The sequence below is a fragment of the Kribbella pratensis genome (genome assembly GCF_004366075.1).
GTDB lineage: Bacteria > Actinomycetota > Actinomycetes > Propionibacteriales > Kribbellaceae > Kribbella > Kribbella pratensis.
The window spans coordinates 139948-163320 of record NZ_SODU01000004.1; the positions used below are offsets into that span (position 1 = coordinate 139948).

General features: G+C 69.5%; 22 protein-coding genes. 12 read left to right on the forward strand and 10 right to left on the reverse strand.

Annotation, left to right across the window (positions count from 1 at the left end; translation table 11 throughout):
- Positions 1-39 precede the first annotated feature (39 nt).
- Positions 40-1137 carry an aldo/keto reductase gene (locus EV137_RS33140; protein WP_134132095.1) on the forward strand — a complete coding sequence of 366 codons (1098 nt, stop codon included), beginning with the start codon at positions 40-42 and terminating at the stop codon, positions 1135-1137.
- On the opposite strand, the gene EV137_RS33145 is transcribed toward EV137_RS33140, so the two are convergent.
- The 4 genes from EV137_RS33145 to EV137_RS33160 form a co-directional block, all read right to left on the reverse strand.
- Positions 1124-1714, reverse strand: coding sequence for a TetR/AcrR family transcriptional regulator (locus tag EV137_RS33145; protein WP_134005406.1), 591 nt, complete (start codon positions 1712-1714; stop codon positions 1124-1126). The genes EV137_RS33140 and EV137_RS33145 overlap by 14 nt on opposite strands.
- A gap of 28 nt (positions 1715-1742) precedes the next feature.
- Positions 1743-2117, reverse strand: coding sequence for a DoxX family protein (locus EV137_RS33150; protein WP_134132096.1), 375 nt, complete (start codon positions 2115-2117; stop codon positions 1743-1745).
- An 86-nt stretch (positions 2118-2203) separates the two neighbouring features.
- Positions 2204-2731, reverse strand: a complete 528-nt coding sequence (cpt, locus tag EV137_RS33155; RefSeq protein ID WP_134132097.1) for a chloramphenicol phosphotransferase CPT — start codon at positions 2729-2731, stop codon at positions 2204-2206.
- Positions 2728-3975, reverse strand: a complete 1248-nt coding sequence (locus EV137_RS33160; RefSeq protein WP_134005412.1) for an MFS transporter — start codon at positions 3973-3975, stop codon at positions 2728-2730. Before EV137_RS33160 ends, cpt begins: the two co-directional genes overlap by 4 nt.
- A 97-nt stretch (positions 3976-4072) precedes the next feature.
- Here EV137_RS33160 and EV137_RS33165 point away from each other — a divergent pair, with 97 nt between their 5' ends.
- Genes EV137_RS33165 through EV137_RS33180 form a run of 4 tightly spaced genes read left to right on the forward strand, consistent with a single transcriptional unit; the run spans position 4073 to position 8699 of the window.
- Positions 4073-6028: a potassium transporter Kup gene (locus EV137_RS33165; protein WP_134132098.1), complete on the forward strand. Its 1956-nt coding sequence runs from the start codon at positions 4073-4075 to the stop codon at positions 6026-6028.
- A 52-nt stretch (positions 6029-6080) separates the two neighbouring features.
- Entirely contained in the window at positions 6081-6929 is an 849-nt protein-coding gene (locus tag EV137_RS33170; RefSeq protein WP_134132099.1) for a helix-turn-helix domain-containing protein, read from the forward strand.
- Positions 6910-8142, forward strand: a complete 1233-nt coding sequence (locus EV137_RS33175; protein WP_134132100.1) for an FAD-binding oxidoreductase — start codon at positions 6910-6912, stop codon at positions 8140-8142. Before EV137_RS33170 ends, EV137_RS33175 begins: the two co-directional genes overlap by 20 nt.
- Positions 8139-8699, forward strand: a complete 561-nt coding sequence (locus EV137_RS33180; protein WP_134005420.1) for a dihydrofolate reductase family protein — start codon at positions 8139-8141, stop codon at positions 8697-8699. The genes EV137_RS33175 and EV137_RS33180 overlap by 4 nt, the downstream gene beginning before the upstream one ends.
- 92 nt (positions 8700-8791) lie before the next feature.
- Here EV137_RS33180 and EV137_RS33185 read toward each other — a convergent pair whose 3' ends face one another.
- A complete protein-coding gene (locus EV137_RS33185; RefSeq protein WP_134132101.1) occupies positions 8792-9406 on the reverse strand; it encodes a maleylpyruvate isomerase family mycothiol-dependent enzyme in 615 nt (204 codons plus the stop codon).
- 88 nt (positions 9407-9494) lie between these two features.
- Here EV137_RS33185 and EV137_RS33190 point away from each other — a divergent pair, with 88 nt between their 5' ends.
- The 6 genes from EV137_RS33190 to EV137_RS33215 all read left to right on the forward strand — a co-directional run bounded on the left by EV137_RS33190 (position 9495) and on the right by EV137_RS33215 (position 17416).
- On the forward strand, positions 9495-10709 hold the full coding sequence (locus tag EV137_RS33190; protein ID WP_134005424.1) for a helix-turn-helix domain-containing protein: 1215 nt from the start codon (positions 9495-9497) through the stop codon (positions 10707-10709).
- Between the two features lie 145 nt (positions 10710-10854).
- Positions 10855-12762, forward strand: a complete 1908-nt coding sequence (locus EV137_RS33195; protein ID WP_134132102.1) for an outer membrane protein assembly factor BamB family protein — start codon at positions 10855-10857, stop codon at positions 12760-12762.
- Positions 12759-14717, forward strand: coding sequence for a Vgb family protein (locus tag EV137_RS33200; protein WP_134132103.1), 1959 nt, complete (start codon positions 12759-12761; stop codon positions 14715-14717). The genes EV137_RS33195 and EV137_RS33200 overlap by 4 nt, the downstream gene beginning before the upstream one ends.
- A gap of 16 nt (positions 14718-14733) precedes the next feature.
- The gene (locus tag EV137_RS33205) at positions 14734-15966 is read left to right on the forward strand and encodes a DegT/DnrJ/EryC1/StrS family aminotransferase (RefSeq protein ID WP_134132104.1); all 1233 of its coding nucleotides are present in this window, start codon (positions 14734-14736) and stop codon (positions 15964-15966) included.
- Complete coding sequence (locus tag EV137_RS33210) at positions 15963-16691, forward strand: amidohydrolase family protein (RefSeq protein ID WP_134132105.1); 729 nt, start codon at positions 15963-15965, stop codon at positions 16689-16691. Before EV137_RS33205 ends, EV137_RS33210 begins: the two co-directional genes overlap by 4 nt.
- On the forward strand, positions 16685-17416 hold the full coding sequence (locus EV137_RS33215) for an amidohydrolase family protein (RefSeq protein ID WP_134005434.1): 732 nt from the start codon (positions 16685-16687) through the stop codon (positions 17414-17416). Before EV137_RS33210 ends, EV137_RS33215 begins: the two co-directional genes overlap by 7 nt.
- A 27-nt stretch (positions 17417-17443) precedes the next feature.
- On the opposite strand, the gene EV137_RS33220 is transcribed toward EV137_RS33215, so the two are convergent.
- The 4 genes from EV137_RS33220 to EV137_RS33235 form a co-directional block, all read right to left on the reverse strand.
- Positions 17444-17998 carry a GNAT family N-acetyltransferase gene (locus EV137_RS33220; RefSeq protein WP_134132106.1) on the reverse strand — a complete coding sequence of 185 codons (555 nt, stop codon included), beginning with the start codon at positions 17996-17998 and terminating at the stop codon, positions 17444-17446.
- 56 nt (positions 17999-18054) lie between these two features.
- The gene (locus tag EV137_RS33225; protein WP_134132107.1) at positions 18055-18420 is read right to left on the reverse strand and encodes a hypothetical protein; all 366 of its coding nucleotides are present in this window, start codon (positions 18418-18420) and stop codon (positions 18055-18057) included.
- Positions 18421-18504: 84 nt separating this feature from the next.
- Positions 18505-19311 carry a CPBP family intramembrane glutamic endopeptidase gene (locus EV137_RS33230; RefSeq protein ID WP_134005440.1) on the reverse strand — a complete coding sequence of 269 codons (807 nt, stop codon included), beginning with the start codon at positions 19309-19311 and terminating at the stop codon, positions 18505-18507.
- Positions 19312-19314: 3 nt separating this feature from the next.
- Positions 19315-19899 carry a TetR/AcrR family transcriptional regulator gene (locus EV137_RS33235; protein ID WP_134132108.1) on the reverse strand — a complete coding sequence of 195 codons (585 nt, stop codon included), beginning with the start codon at positions 19897-19899 and terminating at the stop codon, positions 19315-19317.
- A 46-nt stretch (positions 19900-19945) separates the two neighbouring features.
- On the opposite strand from EV137_RS33235, the gene EV137_RS33240 reads away from it, so the two are divergent.
- Positions 19946-22345: a beta-glucosidase family protein gene (locus EV137_RS33240; protein WP_134132109.1), complete on the forward strand. Its 2400-nt coding sequence runs from the start codon at positions 19946-19948 to the stop codon at positions 22343-22345.
- Between the two features lie 21 nt (positions 22346-22366).
- On the opposite strand, the gene EV137_RS33245 is transcribed toward EV137_RS33240, so the two are convergent.
- Positions 22367-23335 (reverse strand): ArsR/SmtB family transcription factor, encoded by a 969-nt coding sequence (locus tag EV137_RS33245; protein ID WP_134005446.1) that lies wholly within the window; start codon positions 23333-23335, stop codon positions 22367-22369.
- Positions 23336-23373: the final 38 nt, after the last annotated feature.

The following is a 23373-nucleotide window of genomic DNA, read 5'->3' on the forward strand; positions in this document are numbered from 1 at the left end:
GTACTTGCGGGTCCATTTTTTCCGAGGAACGCTGTGGGTATGGCACTAGATGACTACTACCTGCTCGGGCGGTCGGGGCTGCGTGTCAGCCGGCTCGCACTGGGCACCATGAACTTCGGGCAAGCCGGGTTCCACGCGCCGTACGGCAAGACCGAGGACGAGGCGCGGGCGATCTTCCGGGCCTATATCGAGGCCGGCGGCAACTTCATCGACACGGCCGACTTCTACACCGCGGGTGAGAGCGAACGGATCCTCGGCCGGTTGATCTCCGAGGCGGGCGTCCGGGAGCGGATGGTGCTCACCACGAAGGCGACCAACAGCGTCGACACCGGCGACCCGAACGCGGGCGGCAACAGCCGCAAGCACCTCATCCGCGCGCTGGACGAGTCCCTGCGCCGACTCGGCACCGACTACGTCGACCTCTTCCTACTGCACACCTGGGACCGCATCACCCCGGTCGACGAGGTACTGCGAACCCTCGACGACCTCGCCCGCGCCGGCAAGATCAGGTACGCCGGACTGTCCGACGTACCCGCCTGGTACGCCGCTCGCGCGCAGACTCTCGCCGACGCGCATTCACTGACCCCGATGGTCAGCCTGCAGCTGCCGTACTCGCTGATCGAGCGGACGATCGAGACCGAGCACGTACCGGTCGCGCAGCAACTCGGACTGGGCGTCACCGCGTGGAGCCCGCTCGGCGGTGGATTCCTGACCGGGAAGTACCAGCGCGACGACACCCAGCAGATCGCAGGCGAAGGCCGTCTCACCGGCGACGGCGCGACCGGGCGGACCTGGTGCGGCCAGGAGTGGGACCTGTTGACGACCGTGCGGGACGTGGCGGAGAAGCTTGGCGTGACGATGGCCCAGGTAGCGGTCAACTGGGCCGCAACGCAGCCTGGTGTCGCGTCCGCGATCGTCGGCGCGAGCCGTCCGGAGCAACTGGAGTCCAGCATCGCGGCCCTCGGGTTCGAGTTGCCGGCCGAGTTGCGCGCGACCCTCGACGACGCGAGCGCCGTACCGCCGTCGTCGGTCTACCGGATGTTCACACCGGAGTACCAGAACTGGATCATCAACCCGGGGGCGAAGGTCGCCGACAAGCCGGCCGGCTATCGGCCGCCGGTCGTCAACTGGCGTTAGTCCGCAGGTAGTCCAGGCACAGGTCGAGCGCGTACTCCAGATGCGTCGACGTTCCCGATGACATCAGGATCGCGACGCCGCCCTGGATCGCAGCGATCAGGGCGGCCGAGGCGCGGGCGGGATCCACAGCGGCACGGATCTCGCCCGCGGCCTTCATCTCCTCGATGCCGACCTCGAGCCGGCGCTGCCACTGCGCGAGCAACTGGGCGGTCACCGCCTGCGCGGCCGGGGTGTGCCGGCCGATCTCGGTGATCAGTACGCCGAGCGGACAGTTCACGCCCTGCCGCCGGTACTTCTCGACGACGGCGTCCCGCCAGTCGCGCCACGCGTCCCAGCTGGTCAGCTGCCCGAGGTGCGGCTCCTGGTCCTCGAGAACCTGCTCGGCCTCGCGCTCGGCAACCGCGAGCAGCAACTGTTCCTTGCCGTCGGGGAAGTAATGAAAGAGCTGACTCTTGCCGGTCCGGCTGCGCCGGCCGATGTCGTCCAGCTTCACAGCGCTGATCCCACGCTCGCGGATCTCGGCCGCAGCCGCCGCCACGATCCGCTCCCGCGTCGCCGCACCCTTCGCCGTCAGCACATCCTCAAATGTACCCAGTGGTCCACGGTCACCTCGCAGGTCTGCGGAACCAGACCACTGCCGCGGCGACTGCCAGGTATGCCAGCGGGATCGCCGGCGACGCCCCGAACAGGAACAGGTTGGTGGCGCCGGCGGCGATCATCAGTGCTACGAGACCGAGCGCGGCCGGCCGGCAGAGGCGCGGGATCAGCAGACCGATGGCCCCGGCGAGTTCGAGCGTTCCGACCAGGTACCGCAGCCACTGCCCGGCACCGATCTCGGCGAACATGTCGACCATCAGCGGGTCGCCGGTCAGTTTCGGCACGGCCGCCATCACGAACAGCAGGGCCAGGATCGCCTGCACCACCCACAGCGCCACGGTCCGCGGACGGACGGTCCGGCGGGTCGTCACCGTCGTACTCATGAGCTTCTCCTTCGTCGTCGTGTTTCCGGTACGACGAAGATCCCGCCCGCCGCCCGCAGCGGGCATCCGTGACGACTACGGATCCACTACGGAGCGAGGTAGGTGGCGATCGCGCGGGCGCACTCGACGGACTCCGCGTGCGAGCTGTCCACCTCGACGTCGTACGTGACGCCCTCGTGGACGACGTACGCCTGCTGCTCGGCCATGCCGCGGGTGCGGTTGCCGCGCGCGAGCTCGCGGCCCGCGGCGATCTCCGGGGCGCAGTGGACGCCGACGAAGATTACCTCGACGTCGCCGATCGCGTCCCGCCAGCGCTGCTGCGAGCCGGCGCCGCCGAGGAACACGTCGTCGACGATCACGCGGCCGCCGGCCCGGCACATCGCCACGATCCCGGCGGTCCAGGCCGCGTCCAGCTCCCGGAAAGCGGGCCCGACCGACACCTCGCCGTCCGGCCCGATCTCGATGCCGCCGTCCATCACGGCGGGCAGCGCGTCCACGAAGTCGTCGACGCTGAACCCGAGCCAGGGCTCCGGCAGCACCGCCTGCAGACACCGCACGATCCCGGTCTTCCCGGAACTGGACCCACCGTTGATGATGATCAGTCGAGCCGTCACGCCCGCAAGGCTAGAGGTTCATCCACCGCACCTTCGACAGGTTTCCGCCGCGCCAGCCCGAGGAACGGCACCGCCAGCGCCTGGATCCCGGCTGAGACCAGGTACGCCGGTCCGTACCCCCAGAGGTCCGCGGAGCGACCGAGTGTCGGCTGGATCACGACCCCACCGGCCGAGCCGAGCAGGCTGTCGAACGACAGCACCGTCGCCCGCTGCGCCGACGGGATGTGGCTGTTCAGGTACGCCTGCCGCACCGGCGACATCGCGGCGAACAACGTGCCCCACACCATCAGCAGCACCAGCGCGACCCCGAACGACGTCACGACTCCCATCACCGCGATCACGATGCCCGAGGCGACGATCGCTCCGATCAGGATCCCGATCCGGTCGTGGATCAGACGGGAGACGTACGACGCGGACGCGCCGCCGGCGATCTGCGCACCGGCGACGATCCCGGCCGACAGACCGGCGATCGCGTACGAGCCGGTGTGCCCGTAGAGCTGGAGCAGATACGGCTGCGCGGCGTAGAAGCCGTAGACGCTCACCCCGGCCGTGAACGGTCCGGCCAGCATCACCCAGCGGACCCGCCGGTTGAGCAGCCCGTGCCGGAGCGACGCCCGGACGATCCCGGCCATCTCGACCCGCACCGACGTCCGCGGCGCCGGGGTGAAGCCGATGTCCCGCATCGACCGCCACGCCACCACGAACGTGGCCATCAGCAACAACGCGCGAACGACGTACGGCATCCCCAGGTTCGTCAGCTGCGCCAGCACGCCGCCGCCGATCGAGCCGCCCATCATCGCGATCCCGTTCGCCATCTGTCCCTTCGCGAACGCCGCGTCCAGCGACCCGTCGTACCCGGTCGCGTGCAGCCCGTCGACCAGCCAGGCCTCGGTCGCGCCGCTGAAGAACGTGAACCCGAGACCGAGCAGCATCGACACCACCGCCCAGAGCGCGAACGGCGCGTGGGTCCGCCACAGCGCCAGGTAGAGCAGCGTGGTCCCGATCAGGGTGGCCGTGCCCAGGAGGTACGACGCACGCCGCCCGACCGTGTCCGCGACAACACCGGTCGGCACCTCGAACAGCACCATGCCGGCGGTGAAGAACGCGTTCGCGGCGAAGGTCTTCCCGATGCTCAATCCGGCGTCGAGCAGGAACAGCGTGTTGATGCCCCAGATCATCGACGACGCACCCGTCGACACCACGGTCAACGTGAGATAGGTCCGCAGTACTCGCTCGGCTGTCATACCCGGTACGTCGGAGCCGCGGCGGACAGCTCGACATGCGCAGCGCTGGATCACCAGACAGGACCCTGGCTCCCCCGGGCGGGTATCGTCCGGGGACGTGACGGATCAGCAGGCGGAAACGGCGGAGGCTGCGGAAACGCGCGCGCCCAACGCCCACAACGCGGCCAAACTCGCAGTGGTCGTCGGCGCACTCGGTGTCGTCTTCGGGGATATCGGGACCAGCCCGATCTACACCCTGCAGACGGTGTTCAACCCTGAGGATCCACACCCGGTGCCGGTGAGCGACCACAACGTGTACGGCGTGGTGTCGCTGATCTTCTGGTCGGTGATGATCATCGTCACCGCCACCTACATCCTGCTGGCGATGCACGCGGACAACGACGGCGAGGGCGGCGTGATGGCGCTCATCACGCTGCTGCGCCGCTGGCGTGCCACGCACCCGGGCCGCCGCCGCGCCGCGACCGTCCTCGCCGCGGTCGGTCTGTTCGGGGCGTCGCTGTTCTTCGGCGACGGCATGATCACCCCGGCGATCTCGGTGCTGTCCGCGGTCGAGGGTCTCAAAGTCGTCGAACCGTCGCTGGGCGAGTACGTCGTACCGATCACCGCGGTGATCATCATCGTGCTGTTCCTGGTCCAGCGCCGCGGGACGGAGACGGTCGGCCGGGTCTTCGGGCCGGTGATGATCGCCTGGTTCACGGTGATCGGCGCGGCGGGCATCGTCGGCATCGTCGAGCACCCGGCGATTCTCGAGGCGCTGTCCCCGACGTACGCGATCGGGTTCCTGGCCGGGCACTTCCACATCGCGTTCTTCGCGCTCGCGGCGATCGTGCTCGCGGTCACCGGCGCCGAGGCGCTGTACGCCGACATGGGACACTTCGGCCGCAAGGCGATCAGCCGCGGCTGGCTCTTCCTCGTCCTGCCCGCCGGCACCCTGAACTACATGGGTCAGGGCGCGCTGATCCTGAAGGACCACGCGAACATCAGCAGCCCGTTCTTCCTGCTCGTCCCGGACTGGGGCCGGCTGCCGCTCGTGCTGCTCGCGACGGCGGCGACCGTCATCGCGTCGCAGGCGGTGATCACCGGCGCCTACTCGGTCGCGTCCCAGGCCGCCCGCCTCGGGTACCTGCCGCGACTCCGCGTGACGCACACCTCGGCGACGACAGTCGGCCAGATCTACGTCCCGTTCGTGAACTGGCTGTTGTTCGTCTCGGTCCTCACGCTGATCTTCGCGTTCCGCAGCTCGGCCGCCCTGGCGTACGCGTACGGCATGACGGTGACCGGCACGATCAGCATCACCACCTTGCTGTTCTTCTACGTCGCCCACTACCGCTGGAACGTGCCGAAGTGGCTGATCGCGCTCGGCGCAGTCCCGCTGCTCGCGGTCGACCTCCTGTTCATCGCCGCGAACCTGACCAAGCTCGTGCACGGCGCGTGGCTGCCGCTGCTGATCGCGCTCGTCGCGTTCACCGTGATGACGACCTGGCAGCGCGGCCGCGAGGTCGTGACGGCCGAGCGGGAACGCGCCGAGGGCTCACTGCAGGAGTTCATCGACCAGATGCGCTCCGGCACGATGCCGATCCGCACGGTCCCGGGGACGGCGATCTTCCTGAACCGCGGCGGCGTCAGCGCTCCGCTCGCGCTGCGGGCGAACGTCGAGCACAACCAGGTCCGGCACGAGCACGTGGTGATCGTGGCGATCGACACCGAGCCGGTACCGCGGGTCGCCGAGGAGGATCGGGTCACGGTCAACGACCTCGGGTACGCCGACGACGGCATCACGCACGTCACGATCAAGTTCGGGTACATGGAGGCCCCCGACGTACCGGCCGCCCTCGCGCAGCTGGAGCCGGACGAGTCCGAAGGTCCGCTCGATCTCGACAAGGCGTCGTACTTCCTGTCCAAGATCGAGCTCCGCCGGGGCAAGGCCGCCACGATGGCGGGCTGGCGCAAGCAACTGTTCCTCGCCACCTCGCACATCACCGCCGACGCCGCCGAACACTTCGGTCTCCCCCGCGACCGCACGGTCATCATCGGCTCCCACATCGAGTTGTAGACCCCCCCGGAGATTTGTGCATCGAGATTTGACGCGCCTGGAGGTGTGACGGATGGAGCAGACGTACGACGAGAGCGCGCCGGTGCCGGCACTCGCCGGTCTCGTCCGTACGGTCTGGATCCAACGCACCGGATCGCAGCCCTACCCGCAGCGTGATCTGCCGACGGGCGGGGTCGAACTGCATTGCCCGGTCGGCGGCGTACCGCGGCTGATCGGGCCGCTGACCCGGGCACAGCTGCAGGTGATTCCGCCGCGGACGACGATCGTCGGCGTGCGGTTCATGCCGGGCGCGGGGACGCCGATGCTCGGCGTACCGGCGGACGAACTCGTCGATTGTGACGTGGAGTTGTGGGGTCCTGCGGCGGACGCTCTCGGGTGCGCAGTGGCCGATGCCGCTGATCCGCAGACGGCGTTGTTCGCGGTCCAGCGGTACCTGGCCGGGCGGCCGCTTCGGCCGGATCCGGTGGTGGCGGAGATGGTGCGGCGGTTGATGCCGTGGGAGCCGACAGGGATTGCTCAACTGGCGGACGAGTTGGCGTTGTCGGAGAGTCAGTTGCGGCGGCGGTGCCTGACGGCGACGGGGGTCGGGCCGAAGGCGTTGCAGCGGACGCTGCGGTTCCAGGGGTATCTCGCGTTGGCGCAGGCAGGGTTCGGGAGCGGGCTGTCGGATCTCGCGGCCGAGACCGGGTACGCCGACCACGCGCATCTGACGCGGGAGTGCGTGCGGCTGACCGGGGTGACCCCGCGCGAGTTGCTCGGCGACAAGGCCGATCGCTGCGACTGCGGTCACGATCACTCGGCGTCGTACCGGCCGTTCCTCGCCGGGTGGTACGACCGTTTCGTTCAAGCACAGCCCGGTCGCCACATCCTAACGTCAGCCCATGGACCTGATCGGGCCTGACCACTCGCTGTACGACGTACTGCGGAAACCCGCGCTGCCCTTGTACGACGACATCCGCCCCGCGGCGATCGCGCGTTGCTCCTCGTCGTCCGACGTGATCGAGGCGCTCGCGTATGCCCGCTCCGCCAACCTCCCCGTAACTCCCCGCGGCGGCGGCCACTGCTTCGCCGCCCGCTCCTCCACCACAGGCCTCATGCTCGACCTGTCACCCCTCTCCACGATCTCAGTCGAGCCCACTGCGGCCCTCGCGACGATCGGGGCGGGGGCTCGGCTTGCTTCCGTCTACCGGGGGTTGCACGAGTACGGGCTGACGATTCCGGCGGGGTGTGGGCCGACGGTCGGGATCGCGGGGCTGACATTGGGAGGCGGGCTCGGGTTGCTCGGGCGCCGGTACGGACTGACCTGCGATCGCCTCGTCGCCGCAACCGTCGTACTCGCGGACGGCAACGTCCTCACCTGCGACGCGGAGCGAGAGTCCGACCTGTTCTGGGCACTCCGCGGTGCGGGAGGCGGCCAGTTCGGCGTGGTCACGTCGCTCGTCTTCAACGCCGTACCGTCACCCACCGCGACCCGCTTCAAACTCACTTGGCCACGCAGCCGCGCCGCAGAGGTGATCTCCGCCTGGCAGTCCTGGGCCCCCGACGCACCGGACGAGCTCACCGCCAGCCTGACCGTCAACGCCAACCACGTGCAGGTCTTCGGCGCCACCCTCACCGCCTTCGACCCCGGCCCTCTTGCCACCCTCGCCCCCGAGATCGACCTCCTCGCCGGCCTCACCTGGCCCGAACTCAAGGCCAGCCTCTCGGAAGGCGGACCGGACAACCGCATCATCCACAGCAAGTCCGAGTTCTTCCGCGACCCGCTACCACCGGACGCCATCACCCAACTCCTCAACGCCGGCTGCGAACTCAACTTCACCCCGATGGGCGGCGTCTACAACCGCGTGCCCGTCGACGCGACAGCCTTCGCGCACCGCACAGAGCGCTTCCTCCTGGAACACGCCGGCCCCGACCGCAACGCCGTACGCCGCTCCTGGTCCATCGCCCACGCCTACGCCTCCGGAGCCGTCTATCCCAACTTTCCTGACCCCGAGCTGACCGACGCGCACACCTCCTACCACGGCCCGAACTTCCCCCGCCTCCGCGACATCAAGGCCAAGTACGACCCCTCCAACGTGTTTCATTTCCCCCAATCACTAGGAGGTCCGAGATGATCCGGCTCTACATGTCGATGTCGCTCGACGGATTCGTGGTCGGCCCCGACGACAGTCCCGAGAATCCGATGGGACGCGGCGGGTTCCGCCTGTTCAACTGGCTCGACGACCGCCACTCCGACGGGCCGAGCGGGCAGGTGGTCCGCGAGTCGCTCGCCACCGGGGCTCTCATCGCGGGCCGCCGTACCTACGAGCACGCCGGCCGCTGGAACGGCGACCACCACGACGGCGTACCGATGTTCATCCTCACCCACCACGTCGCCGAGGACGACGTACCGCCGGGGAGCGCTGTCTACGTTTCCGACGTCGCCGACTGCGCCGCCCAGGCGTTGGCGGCCGCCGGCGACCGGGACGTGATGGTCCACGGTGCCGGCGCGGCCCAGTCCCTCCTCCGCGCCGGCCTCCTCGACGAGCTCGAACTGCACGTCGTCAACGTCCTCCTCGGCCAGGGCCGCCGCCTCTTCGACAACCTCCCCGCCGAGTACATCGAGCTCGAACAAGTCCGCCAACTCCCCGCCCGCGACGTAACCCACCTCCGCTACCGCATCCTCAAATGACCCCGCCGTGGGCACGCGGGAAGTGAGGCACTTGGGGAGGGTTGTTTCCCGTTCTGGGCGGGAAATCCTCCCCAACCCGCCTGCGCCCTACTTCAGAGCCAGGGGGCGAGGGGGTGTGCGGCGTTGCCTTCCGGGCCGGTGACATTGGTGTACGGGCGGCCGGTCAGGTAGGCGGCGATCTCGGGGAGCGGGCCGTTGACCTTGGGTACGTCGCCGCGTTCGGTGCGGATGTCTTCGCACAGGGCTTCGAGGAAGTTCGTGGGGAGATCGGCGAACGTGAGGCCGGTGCCGAGGTCGACGGCGTGGATCATCACCTCGCGGGAGCGCATCCAGGGGATCCTGGTCGCCGGTATCGGCTCGCCCCGCGACGTGCGGACCTCCGCCTGCCACTGCGCGTCCGTGAGCGTCGCCATCGACGCGCTCAGCCCGGTCGTCGCCGCCTCGAACCACGACCGCAGCTCATCGGCCGACCTCGACGTACCGGCCTCGATGTCCGCGTCCCGCGCCTCGCGCGACGGGTACATCGGGCGCTCCTCGCCGGTCCGCGCCCACTCCACCAGGTTCCCCAGTGCCTCGGCGTTCAGCGACAGATGCGCCGCGACATGCCGCCGTGACCATCCCGGCAGCAGCGACGGCGCCTCGACGTCGCCCAGTGCTTCGCGGCACAGCGCCGTACCCTCGTCGATCCACCCAAGAACGCGCTCCATGAAGCGAACGTAACCGACCACGGCGCGGGTTCTTGCAGCGGTGGGGTCTTGTGGTGAGACTGACCCCCATGAAGGAGGGGGCCCACACGTGGTGACGACGATCGGAGTAGTAGGACCGTCGGACCTGGTCACCTCCACCAGCCGGATCATCAAAGGGCTCCGTGGCGTCGAGGTGGTCCCGCTCCGGTACCGCCGGGAGACCGACACCCCCAAGGTGATGGCCGACGCGCCGGGCAGCGTCGACGCGTGGCTGTTCACCGGCGTCGTCCCGTACCAGATCGCCGCCGCGCAGGACCTCCTGGACCGCCCCGCCGCGCACGTCGAGTACACGGGCGCGACCCTGATGCGCGCCCTGGTCCAGCTGCTCCGCGAGGGGCACGACGTGACGTCACTCAGCATCGACGTACTCGACGAGGGCGACGTCCGGGAGACGTTCGACGAGGTCGGGCTCCCGATGCGCGGTGTCCGCGTGCTGCCGTACCGGCCGGGCCTGAGCCTCGACGAGATCGTCGCGTTCCACCACGAGGCCGGCGCGACCGTCGCGATCACCTGTCTGCGGTCGGCGTACGAGAAACTCCGGACCGAGCAGACCACTCTCCGGCTGGCGCCGTCGGTGCACTCGGTCCGTTCGGCGGTGAACAGTCTGCTCCTGGTCCACGACGCTCTGCGCAGTGACGATGCGCAGATCGCGCTCGGCCTGGTGGAGATTTCTCCGGACGCAGAGAGCGCTCTGCGGCGCGAAGCCGGCTCTCTCGGCGGCAGCGTCATCCGGTACGACGACAAGCGCTGGCTCGTGGTGGCGACGCGCGGACCGCTCGAACAGGCGACCGCGGCGTTCACCGAGCTCAGCATGCTGACCCGGTTGAAGGAGCAGTTCGGACCGGTCCGGATCGGGTTCGGCATCGGCGGGTCCGGGACCGAGACCGAGGCGCTGGCCCGCCGCGCGCTCGGCCGGGCGAAGACCGCCGGACGTACGGCGGCCGTCGTGTCGCTGCGCAACGACATCGATCTCGTGCTGGTCGGCGGCGCACCGCCACGGGCCCAGCAGCGCTCGAAACTGCAGTTGCTCGCGCAACGCGCGGGCCTCTCGAAGGCGACGCTCGAACGGCTGCAGGAGCTCGTCCGCGCCACCCCGGAGGACGGGCTGACCACCCGTTCCGTGGCCGACTACCTCGGCATCCAGCCGCGGACCGCGCGCCGCGTCCTGAACCGCCTCGAGCGCGCCGGGTTGGCGGATGCCACTGGCACCCAGCTCGGCACCGGCAGCGGCCGCCCGCTCGTGGTCTACCGCGTTCATCTCTGATTATTTCCCCAGCGGTTGACGCACTGACGCGCGTCCGGCTAATTTCAGCCATGACCGTAATTCGGTGCGCACTGTCCCGGGAGGCCTTGTGGACAAGCGATTCGCACGGGGAATGATTGCCGCTCTGCTCATCTGCACAGGATTGGTGAGCACTTCTTCTCTCAACAGCGCTGCCGCTCAAGCTGAGGCGACTGTTCCGGTCGGGACCGAAACTCCGACCGTCACCAGCCTCGGTCCGGCGTCTGCCGTGACCTCGACCAGCGTCGCCGAGCAGGTCGGCGACCGGATCTGGACCATCACCTCCGGCGTCTCGCCCGTCCAGGTCGGTGCGTTCGACCCGGTCGGCAAGACCGTCGACCGCAAGTTCTCCCTGCCGACCGGCGCCGGGGCGTGGGCCATGACCCATATCGGCACCGACCTGTACATCGGCCTCTACACCCCTGGCGACGTCTACAGGGTCGACACGATCACCGGCGCCGCGACCAAGGTCGCGCAGTTCGGCCCGTTCGTCTGGTCGATCGCCGCGACCCCGGACGGCAAGATCGTCGTCGGTACCTATCCCGACGGCGGGGTCCACGAATACGACCCGGCCACCGGCGCGACCAAGTCGTACGGCGCCGCCATCGCCGGCGAGCAGTACGTCCGCAGCATCGCGGCCGATGCGACCACGATCTACGCCGGCGTCGGCACGAAGGCGCACCTGATCGCCATCGACCGCGCGACCGGCGAACGCCGCGATGTGCTGCCCGCCAAGTACGCGGACCGCACGTTCGTCGCCACTCTCGCCCTCGACGGAACGAGGCTCGCCGCGGGCCTCTCCCCCACCGGCACGATGCTCGTGTTCGACACCACGGACCTGAGCAACCCGGTCGAGGTGCAGACGCCCGGCGGGGACCAGTACGTCACCGCGATCACCCTCAGCGGCGACGACATCTACCTCGGTACCCGCCCGTCCGGCACGCTCTACCGGTACCGCGACAACGCGCTGACGCGCCTCGGTTCGCCGTACGACGGTGCGTACTTCAACCGGATCTTCGTCGAGGGGTCGACGAGCGGCACCATACGGGCCGAGCTGACCAGCCAGGTCGTCGACTTCGACGAGGCGAGCGGGACCTTCACCGGCACCGATCTCGGCCAGGCAGGTCTGCCACCCGCGCCCGAACAGGTGATGGCGCTCGCCGCCACGCCGTCGTCCGTCCTGGTCAGCGGCAAGGCCGGCGTCCAGGTCCACGATCTCGCCGCCGGCACCAGCACCCGCACGTTCCTGCCCGGCGAGGCGAAGACGATGACGCCGGTCGGGAAGAGCGTGTATCTGGGCGTCTACACACTGGCCCGTCTCTGGCAGATGAACCCCGACGGCACCGACCTGCACGAACTCGGCCAGGTCGGCAACGAGCAGACCCGCCCGACAGACGCCGCGTACGACGACCGCTCGCAGACGTGGCTGGTCTCCACCGAACCCGACTACGGCAAGTACGACGGAACACTCGTCGAACAGCACCTGGTCAGCGGCGAGCGCGAGGTGCACCGCGGCGTCGTACCGCACCAGTCGGTCCGCTCCGTGACGACCGCCGACGGCGTCGCGTTCCTCGGCGGCGCGACCCGCAACAGCCTCGGCACGGACCCGATCTTGCCCGAGGCAACCGTCGCGGCGTTCGACCAGCGCCGCAACAAGGTGCTCTGGGAGACCGCCCCGCTGTCCGGAGCGCAGACCTACAGCGATCTCGCCCTCTACCGCGGCCGGCTGTACGCGACCACGGACGACGGCCGGCTCGCCGTCCTCGATCCGGGGACCGGCAAGCTCGTCACGAGCGCGACGCTCGGCACCGGTCAGAGCCGGCTCACGATCGCCCGCACCGGCCTCTACGGCACCGACAACAAGCGCGTCTTCAAGATCACGCCGAACCGCACCGGCGCCCCGGCCGTGAGCACCGTGGTCGACGGCCTGGGAGCGCAGATCTACAGCTACCCGCTGATCACCACGTCGTACGACGGGAACGCGCTCTACACGATCAAGGGCCGCGATCTCGTCCGCATCGGAGGGCTCCGATGATCATCTCCCGCCGTACCGCTCTCGCCGGAGCGCTGGCGACCGGCGCCCTGACCACTCTCCCAGCCACTGCTCACGCGGAGGACGGACCCATCGACGGTTCCACGCTGCCTACGTTCGGCCCTGCCGTCGTCACAGCCGCCGTCGTCGCGATGGCGGTGCACGAAGGACACGCCTACGTCATCAGCCGCGGTATCGTTCCGCCGCGGCTGACCGAGGTCGACCTGACCACCCGCCGCGTGACCAGGACGGTGGAGCTGCCGACCGGCGAAGGCGGCTGGGGCATCACGGTTGCCGCGGGCAAGGTTTACTGCGGGCTCTATCCGACTGCCGACGTCTACTGCTTCGACCCGGCCGACGGATCAGTGACGCACGTAAGAGCGCTCGCCGGTCCCGGCGGCTTCGTCTGGGACATGACAACGGCACCCGACGGCCAGGTATTCGCGGTCAGCTATCCCAACGGCGCCGTCTGGCAGATCGATCCCGCGACGAACACAGCCACTCAGCTCGGCGCCCCCGTTCCCGGAGCGCAGTACGGGCGCTACGTCGGGGCCGCAGGCAACTATGTGTACGCCGGGATCTACACGCCGTCGCAGTTGGTCGGGTACGACCGGAGTACCGGGGTCTTCCGCGATATCACGCCCGAGGCGTCCCGCGGGCAGAACTTCGGCCCGTTCGCGGGCGCCGGCGACCGGATCTACGTGGGCAGCAGCCAGGCGCTGCTGAGCATGGCGCTCGACGGCAGCGACGTACGCAGTGTGCCGTTGCCCGAGGGCCAGTCGAGCGTCGACGCGATCACGGTCGCCGCGGACGGCACGACGTACCTGACCACTCGGACGTCGGGGACGGTGTGGTCGTGCGGGCCGCAGGACACCAGTCTCACCGAGGTGGCGACGCCGGCGCCGGCGGACGAGCATCGCCGTCTCGTGATGCTCGACGCGAGCACGCTGCTCGGCTCGACCGGGTCCGGCGTGCTGTGGTGGCTCGATGTCGGAACGGGTGAGTTCGAGCTGCTCGATCTCGTCGACGCCGGGTTCACGCCCGCGCCGGACAAGCCGCAGTCGATCGTGATCGGCGACCCGCACGTGTACGTCGGCGGTCACTGGGTCGTCACCGAGCACGCGATCGACACCGGCGTCACGCGCCGGTTCCGGGTCGCCGGTGAGGCCAAGACACTGAACTGGGTCCGGGGCGAGCTGTACTCCGCGCTGTATCCGAGCACCGAGGTGGTCCGGATCAACCCGCGGACCAAGGAGGTGCACAGTTTCGGCACGATCGGTCACGAGCAGATCCGGCCGTGGCAGGCCGCGTACGACCCGAAGTCGAAGCTGCTCGCGATCGCCTCCGCACCGGGCACCGGGAAGCTGACCGGCGCCCTGACCTTGCTCGACGTACGCACCGGTGAACTCGACGTGCACTACGGCGTACTCCCGGACCAGAGCGTCCTGTCGGTCTCGATCGTCGACGGTATCGCGTACCTCGGCGGGGATGTGGTCGGCGGCGGTGGCATCCCGCCGACGCGCACCTCGGCGGCGATCGCGGCATTCGATGTGGGTCGCCGCGAACTGCTCTGGGCCGCCGAGCCACTCGCCGGAGAACGCTCGATCCAGAGCGTCGCTGTTCACGACGGCATCCTGTACGGCGTTCTGAAGCGCACCAGCGGCGGCTGGTTCACGTACGACCTGCGCACGCGCGCCGTCGTCCGCGGCGCGAACAAGCTGTCCGGGTACGGCCAGATCCACACTGACCGGACCGGCGTCTACTGTGAAACGAACTTCGGCGGGAACCTGTACCAGCTGGGCCCGGGCCTCAGCACGGCGAAACTGCTCGTGAACAAGCTCGGCGACGGGTGGTACACCGTGCCGCAGCTGACCCCGGTCCGCAGTGTGCAGCAGACGGCCGAGCACTCGGTCTGGGGTCTCGCCGACCGCGATCTCGTCCAGTTGCCGTTGCCGTAAGCAAAGGAATCGTCTGATGGAGAACAGTCAGCTTGCCCGTGACGGCGGTACGCCGGTCCGCACGGACCCGCTGCCGTCGGTGATGAACGCCAGCGGCCGGCGCTTCGGCGACGACGAGATCAAGGCGGTCGAGCGGGTGCTGCGCAGCGGCATGCTCTCGGCGACCTGGGGAACGGAGGTTCCCGCGCTCGAGCTCGAGTTCGCGTCCCTGCTCGGCGCCGGCCACGCCGTCGCCTGCAGTTCGGGAACGGCGGCGCTGCACCTGGCGATCGCCGCCGTGAACCCCGATCCCGGCGACGAGATCATCACCACGCCGATCAGTGACATGGGCACCGTGTTTCCGATCATGATGCAGAACGCCGTTCCGGTGTTCGCGGACGTCGACCCGATCACGGGAAACCTGACGCCCGAGACCGTGGCCGCCGCGATCACGCCGCGCACGAAAGCCGTGATCGTCGTGCACCTGTTCGGAAAGCCGGCCGCCGTCCGGGAGCTGCGTGAGCTCTGCGACCAGCACGGGATCCTGCTGATCGAGGACTGCGCGCAGGCGTATCTCGCGCCGGTCGGCGACACGTTCGTCGGCCGGATCGGGCACATCGGATGCTTCAGTCTCCAGCAGACCAAGCACATCAGCGCCGGCGACGGCGGTCTGACGGTGACCGACGACGCGCAGCACGCCCGCCGGATGCGGTTGTTCGCCGACAAGGGCTGGCCACGCGACACCGACGAGCGGACCTACCTGTTCCTCGCGCTGAACTACCGCATGACCGAACTCGTCGCCTCGGTCACGCGCGCCCAACTGAACCGTCTACGTGGCGTCGTGCAGGACCGTCGTACGGCGGCATTGCGGGCGACGGCCGGGATCGCGGATCTGGTCGGCGTCACCGCCCCGCCCGACGGGCAGGACCACGTGTACTGGCAGTACCCGCTGATCATCTCCGAGGCGGCCGGCGACATGCGCGAATGGGCCGCGGCGCTGACCGCCGAGGGTGTGCCGGCGAACGGCGGGTACCTGACCAGCCCGCTGTACGCCGCACCTGCCGTCCGCGAGCGGATCACGTACGGCCGGTCCGGATTCCCGCTGCAGGACGTCTCGTACCCGGCCGGCCTGTGCCCGAACGCCGAGGAACTCATCGACCGCAAACTGCTCGTCCTCGGCTGGAACGAGAACTACAGCGAATCCGACGTCGACGACATCGTCACCGCAATCCGCAAGGTCCACCAAGCCCTGTCCCGGAAGGCATCATGACCGAGAATCCCCTGCTGCTCGACTGCGACGTTCTGGTCGGGCACGACGTGACGACGGGGCGCTGGGGGCGGCCCGAGAACGTCGCGAAGGTGTTCGCGGAGAGCGGTATCTCCGGCGGCGTGGTGTCCGGGCTGCGGGCGGTGCACTTCGACGTACCGTCCGGGAACGACGAGGCGCGGCAGGTTGCTGATGGCAACGGCTGGTCGACGTGCCCGGTGCTCGACCTGCGTGATCCGCTCGGCGCGGAGAAGGAACTGGAGCGTCAGCTGGCCAGTGACACGCCGCCGCGGGCGATCCGGCTGGCGCCGACCGCGCAGAGCGTCGAGCCGGCGTACCCGGCCTTCGGGCACGTCGCGCAACTGCTCGTCGACGCCGGACTGACGATCTTCACCGAGGGCGACGTCCGCAAGGTGGGCCCGGCGCTGCGCGGGCTCGGCGCGCGCGTGGTGTTCCTCGACACGCACTTCTACTATCTCGGCGACTTCGTCCTGCTGGCCCGGTCCGAGCCCGGGTTCCACACCTCCACCCGGATGCTCACCGGACCGGACTCGCTGGAGATCGTGGCCGCGGAGGTCGGCGCCGAGCGCCTGGTGCTCGGGTGCCGGACGCCGTTCCACGAGACCCGCTCGGTGATCCGCCGGCTGCTCTCGTCCAAGCTCAGCCCGGACGAGATCGCCCAGGCCGGAAGCCGCAGTCTCACGACTCTGCTGGAGCCCGCATGCTGATCGACGTACACGCCCATTGGGGACCGTGGTTCTTCTCGATGGACGTCGCGAGTATCGACACCAACATCGACGGCCTCAACCGGTTCGGCATCGACCTCCAACTGGTCTCGGCGATCGAGGCCATCGTGTACGACGCTCCGCTCGGCAACCGCTCCCTCGCCGAGCAACTCCCGGCCGATCCGCGGCTGCGCGGGATGATCGTCGTGGACCCGCGCCGTCTCGACGAGGCCCGGACCGACCTCGACGAGCTCCTTGCCGGCGACGGGCGGACGCGGTGGGTCGGTGCCAAGATCCACACCGAGTACAGCCGGACGCCGATGACGTCGCCCGCGATGCAGGCCGCGATCGAGCTCACCACTGAGTACGGGCTGCCCACCCTCGTCCACACCTGGGGCGACACCGTCGTCGATCTCGCCGACGTCGCTGCCCGGGTCCCGGGGGCGCGGGTGCTCGCCGGTCACATGGGCGCGAACGGCTGGCCCCGGGTCCCCGAAGCGGCGGACCGCTGCGACCGGGTCTGGTTCGAGCCGTGCTGGTCCGCGCCCGAGGCCAACCGGATCCGCTGGATCCTGGACCGGATCGACCCCGGCCGGATGATGTTCGGCACCGACGCCACGCTCATCGATCCGTCGGTCGCGCTCGGCGCTCTCGAGGCCGCCGACCTCACCCCCGACGAGCACGAGGCCGTCACCCACCGCAACGCCATCGCCCTGTTCGGGCTCTGACGACCGCGGGTTTCCGGTGAGAATTCGTCAGCTGGTGACGGATTCTTTCCGGAGATCGGGGGCGCCGGCCACGAACACCAGGATGTCGGTTTCAGGCCCGCGGACCTCGGGCTCCTGCCAGCCGAGGTGCCGGTAGAACGCGACGGCGTCGTGGTTCTGGTTCCAGGCGAGGAGCCAAGCGCGGTTGTGGTGGCGCGTGGCGGTCTCGAGGAGACGCCGGGCCAGGCCGGTACCGCGGGCGTGCTGCAGTACGCCGAGCTCGTCCACCTCGTACGCGCCGATCAGCAGCTCCTCGACCTGCTCGCGGCCGATCCGGTCGAGGACGCTCCCGTACGACCGGTCGGTCCGGAACGGCGCCGGCGTCGTCCATCCGGTCAGGAACCCGGCGATCCGGCCGTCCTCCGACCGCTCGATCCACGCCTGGAACCCGTCCCGCTCCGCATCGGTCCCGAGCCGCTTCCGGAACGCGATCCGGGTCTCCTCGGGATCGCGGTGCTCGAACGGCGGCGCCGTGAACACCTCGACGTACGCCGTGGCCAGTTCGTCCGCGATCTCCAGGATGTCCCGCCCATGCGTGTGCACCGCTCCAACCTACCGATGGAGCGGTCCGCCCTGCCGGTGTTACCGGTGCCGCGGGCTCAGTTGGTCGCCGCCGGCTGCAGATCCGAGGGACCGCCCGCCGGAGCCCCGCCGGACGACTTGGCAGCGGACCTGGTGGCGGCGCTCGCGGTTGCGGCGCCGGGCGAGCCCGGCGTCGCCGCGATCGTCTCCAGTTCGGCGCGGAACTGCGGAAGCATCCAGCGCAGCGGCTGGTCCAGAACCCGTGCGATGGCCGCCTCGTCGACCTTCAGCAGGCCGCCGATCCGGGCGAGCGCGTCCGGCTCGTCCGTGGCGGCGTACAGCAGATGGACGACCTCGTGCCGGTGCGCGAACACGGCCAGCGCCGCGGCGGCCAGGCCGGCATCGATCTCCGGCGGACTGGTGATTTCCCCGTTAACTGTCACGACACCAACAACCCGCTCAGGCCATGATCGGTTACGTGTCAGTCTTGACAGTTGACCAATGCTCAACTGGTGGTCAACTGGTGCTCAGCTGGGCAACCAGGAGACTTTGCCGAGCAGGTACGTCGCCCCGATCAGGGCGGCCGTGTCGATCAGGGTGTGCGCGACGACGAGCGGCATGATCCGGCCCCACCGCCGGTACAGGTAGGTGAAGATCACGCCCATGACCACGTTTCCCGCGAACCCGCCGAGCCCCTGGTAAAGGTGGTACGAACCGCGCAGCAACGAGCTCGTCACGGTGGCCCGGCGTACCGACCAGCCGAGTTGGTCGAGCCGGTGGTTCAGGTACCCGAGCACGATGACTTCCTCGAGTACGGCGTTCTGCACGGAGACCGCGATCAGGATCGGGATCCGCCACCAGTGGTCGGGCAGCTGCGACGGGTCCACCGTCAGGTTCACGCCGGTCGCGTGTGCACCGATGTAGAACAGCAGGCCCGCTCCCCCGACGGCGGCCGCGATCGCCGTACCGCGTCCGAGGTCGCGCATCCTGTCCTGCAGGTCGAACCCGATCGTCCGGAACGACTCTCTGCCCCGCGCGAGCAGGTGACCGACCAGCGCGACCGGCACCAACGCGGTGACCACCGCGAAGATCTGCCAGGCCAGGTCCAGCCACGGGCGGCCCGGCGCGCGCGATCCGACGATCACAGCGGTCTGCCCGCTGATCGGTTTCGCCGAGGTGAGCACGCCGGTGAACGAGATGATCGCCGCCACCCCGGACGCCCCCAGCGACAACGCCAGCACCAGCCAGACCTCCCGCGAGAGCACCGACCGACTGACGCCGGAATCCACCGCCTCTGCTACCGGTGGGGGCGGGTTGTCGGCGGGGCTCGTCATGGTTCAACTATCCCGCGTGGGACCACCCAGCAGGTCGAGCAGGTGGCTGAAGAGCTCGGCGGTGTCGGCCTGCAGCTCGTACTGCGACTGCACCTGGAGACCGTCGGACAGCGCGATCAGCAGGGTCGCGATCGTTTCCGGGTCGGCCGACGCGTTGAGGGTCCCGGCGGCCTGACGGGCGCGGACCGCGTCGGCGAGGGCCGCGCGAATCCCGGCGTACCGCTCCACGAAGTACTGGTGAGAACCGTGTTCCGGGTCGCCGGCCTCGGCGGAGAACGTCGAGTACAACTGCACAAGGCCCGGCACCGATCCGTTGTGGCGGACGATCGCGGTCAGGTTGTCGATGGGGTCACCGGTCTCGAACCGTGCCAGGTCGGCCTCGTCACGGGCCCGCAGCACCGCCTCGAACAGCTGCTCCTTCGAGCCGAAGTAGTGCAGCATCCCGGCCTCGCTGAGTCCGGCCGCCGCGGCAAGTTCACGCGTCGACGTCTTCCGGTACCCGTGCCGTGCGATCACCTCCAGCGCGGCCCGCAGGATCTCGGCGCGCTTGGCGACGCCTTTCGCGTACGGACCCCGTGAATTGGCCATATTCAAAACCTAGCATCACTTGGTTTTCAGACGTACAGTCGTCGCCATGAACTTCGACGACCTGCTCGGCCGGCTCTCCCTCGAGGAGAAGGTCCGGATCCTGACCGGCCAGGACTTCTGGTCCACCCACCCGCTGCCCGCGATCGGGCTGCGTTCGATGGTGCTGTCCGACGGACCGAGCGGCGTCCGGGGCGCGGTCTGGGACGAGCGCGACCCGTCGCTGAATCTCCCGTCGGCGACCGCTCTCTCGTCGTCCTGGGACGTCGGCATCGCCCATCGGTACGGCGTGGTGTCGGCGCTCGAGGCGCGCCGGAAGAACGTCGACGTGGTGCTCGGCCCGACGATCAACCTGCACCGTTCGCCGCTCGGTGGCCGGCACTTCGAGGCGTTCAGCGAGGACCCGGTCCTGACCGCGGACCTGGCCGCCGCGTACGTCGCCGGCGTGCAGGAGCTCGGCGTCGGCGCCACCCCGAAGCACTACGTGGCGAACGACTTCGAGACCGACCGCTTCACCGCGAACGTCGTGGTCGACGAACGCACGCTGCGCGAGGTGTACCTGCTGGCCTTCGAGAAGGCGGTCACCGAGTCGAAGGCGTGGCTGGTGATGAGCGCCTACAACTCGATCAACGGCGCGACCGCGTCGGAGAACGACCTGCTCGAGGCCCCGCTCAACACCGACTGGGGCTTCGACGGTGTGGTCGTCAGCGACTGGACCGCCGTACGCAGCCTGGAGAGCGCGAAGCACTCGCAGGACCTGGCGATGCCCGGCCCCGTCGGAGCCTGGGGTGACGCGCTCGTCGAGGCCGTTCGGTCCGGTGAGATCAAGGAGGACGCGATCGACCGCAAGGTCCGTCGCCTGCTCGCGCTCGCGGCCCGTGTCGGCGCCCTCGAGGGCTTCGAGAAGCCGGCCGACCCGCCGCAGGTCGACGGCATCGCCTTCGCCCGTACGGCGGCCGCGGAGGGCACGGTCCTGCTCCGCAACGAGGGCGCGCTCCCCTGGCATGACCCGCGGAAGGTAGCCGTTATCGGTCACAACGCCCGCGACGCCCGCACGCAGGGCGGCGGCAGCGCGACCGTGATTCCGGAGAAGGTCGTCTCGCCGCTCGACGGGTTGCGTAAGGCGCTCCCGAACGCCGAGATCACCTACTCGATCGGCGCGGTCGTCCAGGACGGTGTCGCCGAGCTCCCGCCGGCCACGATGACCAACCCGCAGTCCGGTCAGCTGGGCGCCCGCGTGCGGTTCCTCGGCGCCGACGGGTCCGAGCTGTTCGCCGAGGACCGCTTCTCCAGCGCGCTCGTGTACCTCGGCGGCAACGCGCCGATCGGCGAGTCGGCGGTCTTCGAGTTCCGCACCACCTGGACACCGAGCGAGTCCGGTGCGATCCAGCTCGGCTTCGCGTCGGTCGGCCGCGGCCGGATCTTTGCCGACGGCAAGCTTCTCCGCGAGGACACCGCGGTCCCGGTCGGCAACGACCTGGGTGCCGCGCTGCTCTCCCCGCCGTCGATCTCGACGCCGCTCGAGGTCGAGGCCGGTACGCCGATCGACGTACGCGTCGAGCTCGACCTGCCCAAGGTCGAGGGCGGCCTGAGCAACGCGCTCAGCATCACGGTCGGTGTCGAACCGGGCAACGACGACCCGCAGGCCCTGATCGACGAAGCCGTCGCCGCGGCCCGGGACGCCGATGTGGCGCTGGTGGTCGTCGGCACCAACTCGAAGGTCGAGTCCGAGGGCTACGACCGCACCTCGCTCACGCTCCCGGGCCGGCAGGACGACCTGGTCCGAGCGGTCGCGGCCGCGAACCCGCGAACGGTCGTGGTCGTGAACGCGGGATCCCCGGTGCTCCTCCCCTGGCGGGACGACGTCGCCGCGGTGCTCGCGACGTACTTCGGCGGTCAGGAATACGGGGACGCGCTCTCCGACGTCCTCCTCGGCCGTACCGAGCCGGGTGGTCGTCTCCCGACCACGTGGCCGCGTGAGGAGGAGGACGTCCCGGTCTTCAACGTGACGCCGGAGAACGGCGTCGTGCGGTACGACGAGGGCATCCACATCGGTTATCGCGCCTGGCTCAAGGCGGGGACCGAGCCGGCGTACGAGTTCGGTCACGGTCTCGGGTACACCACGTGGGAGCTCTCCGACCTGCGCGCGAACGACCCGTCGTCCGTCGCGCTGATCGTGCGCAACACCGGCGACCGCGCCGGCAAGCATGTCGTCCAGGTGTACGTCGAACGTCCCGAGAGCACTGTGGATCGCCCGGTCCGCCGGCTGGCCGGGTTCACCGTCGTACGCCTCGACGCTGGTCAGGCCCGTGAGGTCACGGTCAACCTGCACGAGCACGCCTTCGAGCACTGGGCCGATGGCTGGACCGTCGAACCCGGTGTCTTCACGATCCGAGCCGGCTCGTCGGTTTCGGACCTCCCGCTCTCCACGGAGCTCGAGATCCGTTAGCTGCCCGGCTGCACGAGCTCATCAGGGCTCGGGGCGGTTCGACGCCGGTCGCCGGACAACCCGGCGGCCGGTGTCGGACTGCCAGTACAGAACTGATCGGCCGGAACGGCGGCGTTCGAGCAGCCCGGCGTCGGTCAGGACCCGCAGGTGGTCCGAGATCGTGGCGAGCGACAGGCCGGTCGTGGCCACGAGGAACGTCGTGCTCACCGGCTCGGCGGCCTCGACCAGGATGCGGGCCCGGTTGCGGCCGAGCAGCTGCACCAGCGGTTCGGCCGGCGTTTCGGTGGTCGCGAAGATCCCGGTCACGGGGTATGTCAGTGCGAATCGATCCGGGAGCCGCCAACTGACGTTGACGCGTTGGGTGTGCGCCGCGATGAACATCAGGTCGCGCCCGCGCACGTCGGTCGTCGGATAGTCCCAGCGGTTCACCTGGATCCGTCCGTCACCGAGCCACCGCACATCGGGTCCGAGACCTCGCAGTACGCCGGACCACCCCTGCTCGCTGAGGCGCGACGTCCGCGACACGATGTCGGCCTGCAGCACCCGCAACCGCCGCGGCCACTCCGGCTCGACCGTCGTCCGCCACACCCACCGCAGCAACTCCGCCGCCTCCGCGGCCAGCCCGGACGACGAGAGCACGATCGGCGGCAAAGGGGTCCGTACGACGCTGAGGTCCGCGCGGATGTGGTCGTCGTCGAGCGAGGTCAGGTACTCGAGTTCCGCGTCCAGCGTGAGATCCGGTTCGAGCGGAGGCACGGTCAGGAAGTCAGCGACCCAGCTACGCCCGAAGGCGCTCTGCAGCAACGCCGACCAGATCGGGTTCGCCGCCACCGCAGCCTCGAACGCGGCGCTGTGCGTGTCCTTCCACGGCCGGAACCACGGCTCCACCGGCATGCGCAGCAGCTTCAGCGCCGACACGGTCTCGGTGAGCTGCGACGTACCGAACCGCGCGTTCACGAGGGTGTCGGCATCGACCAGGAACTCGGACAACGTTTCGCCTCCACCCGAAACTGTAGGCGACGCGAGCA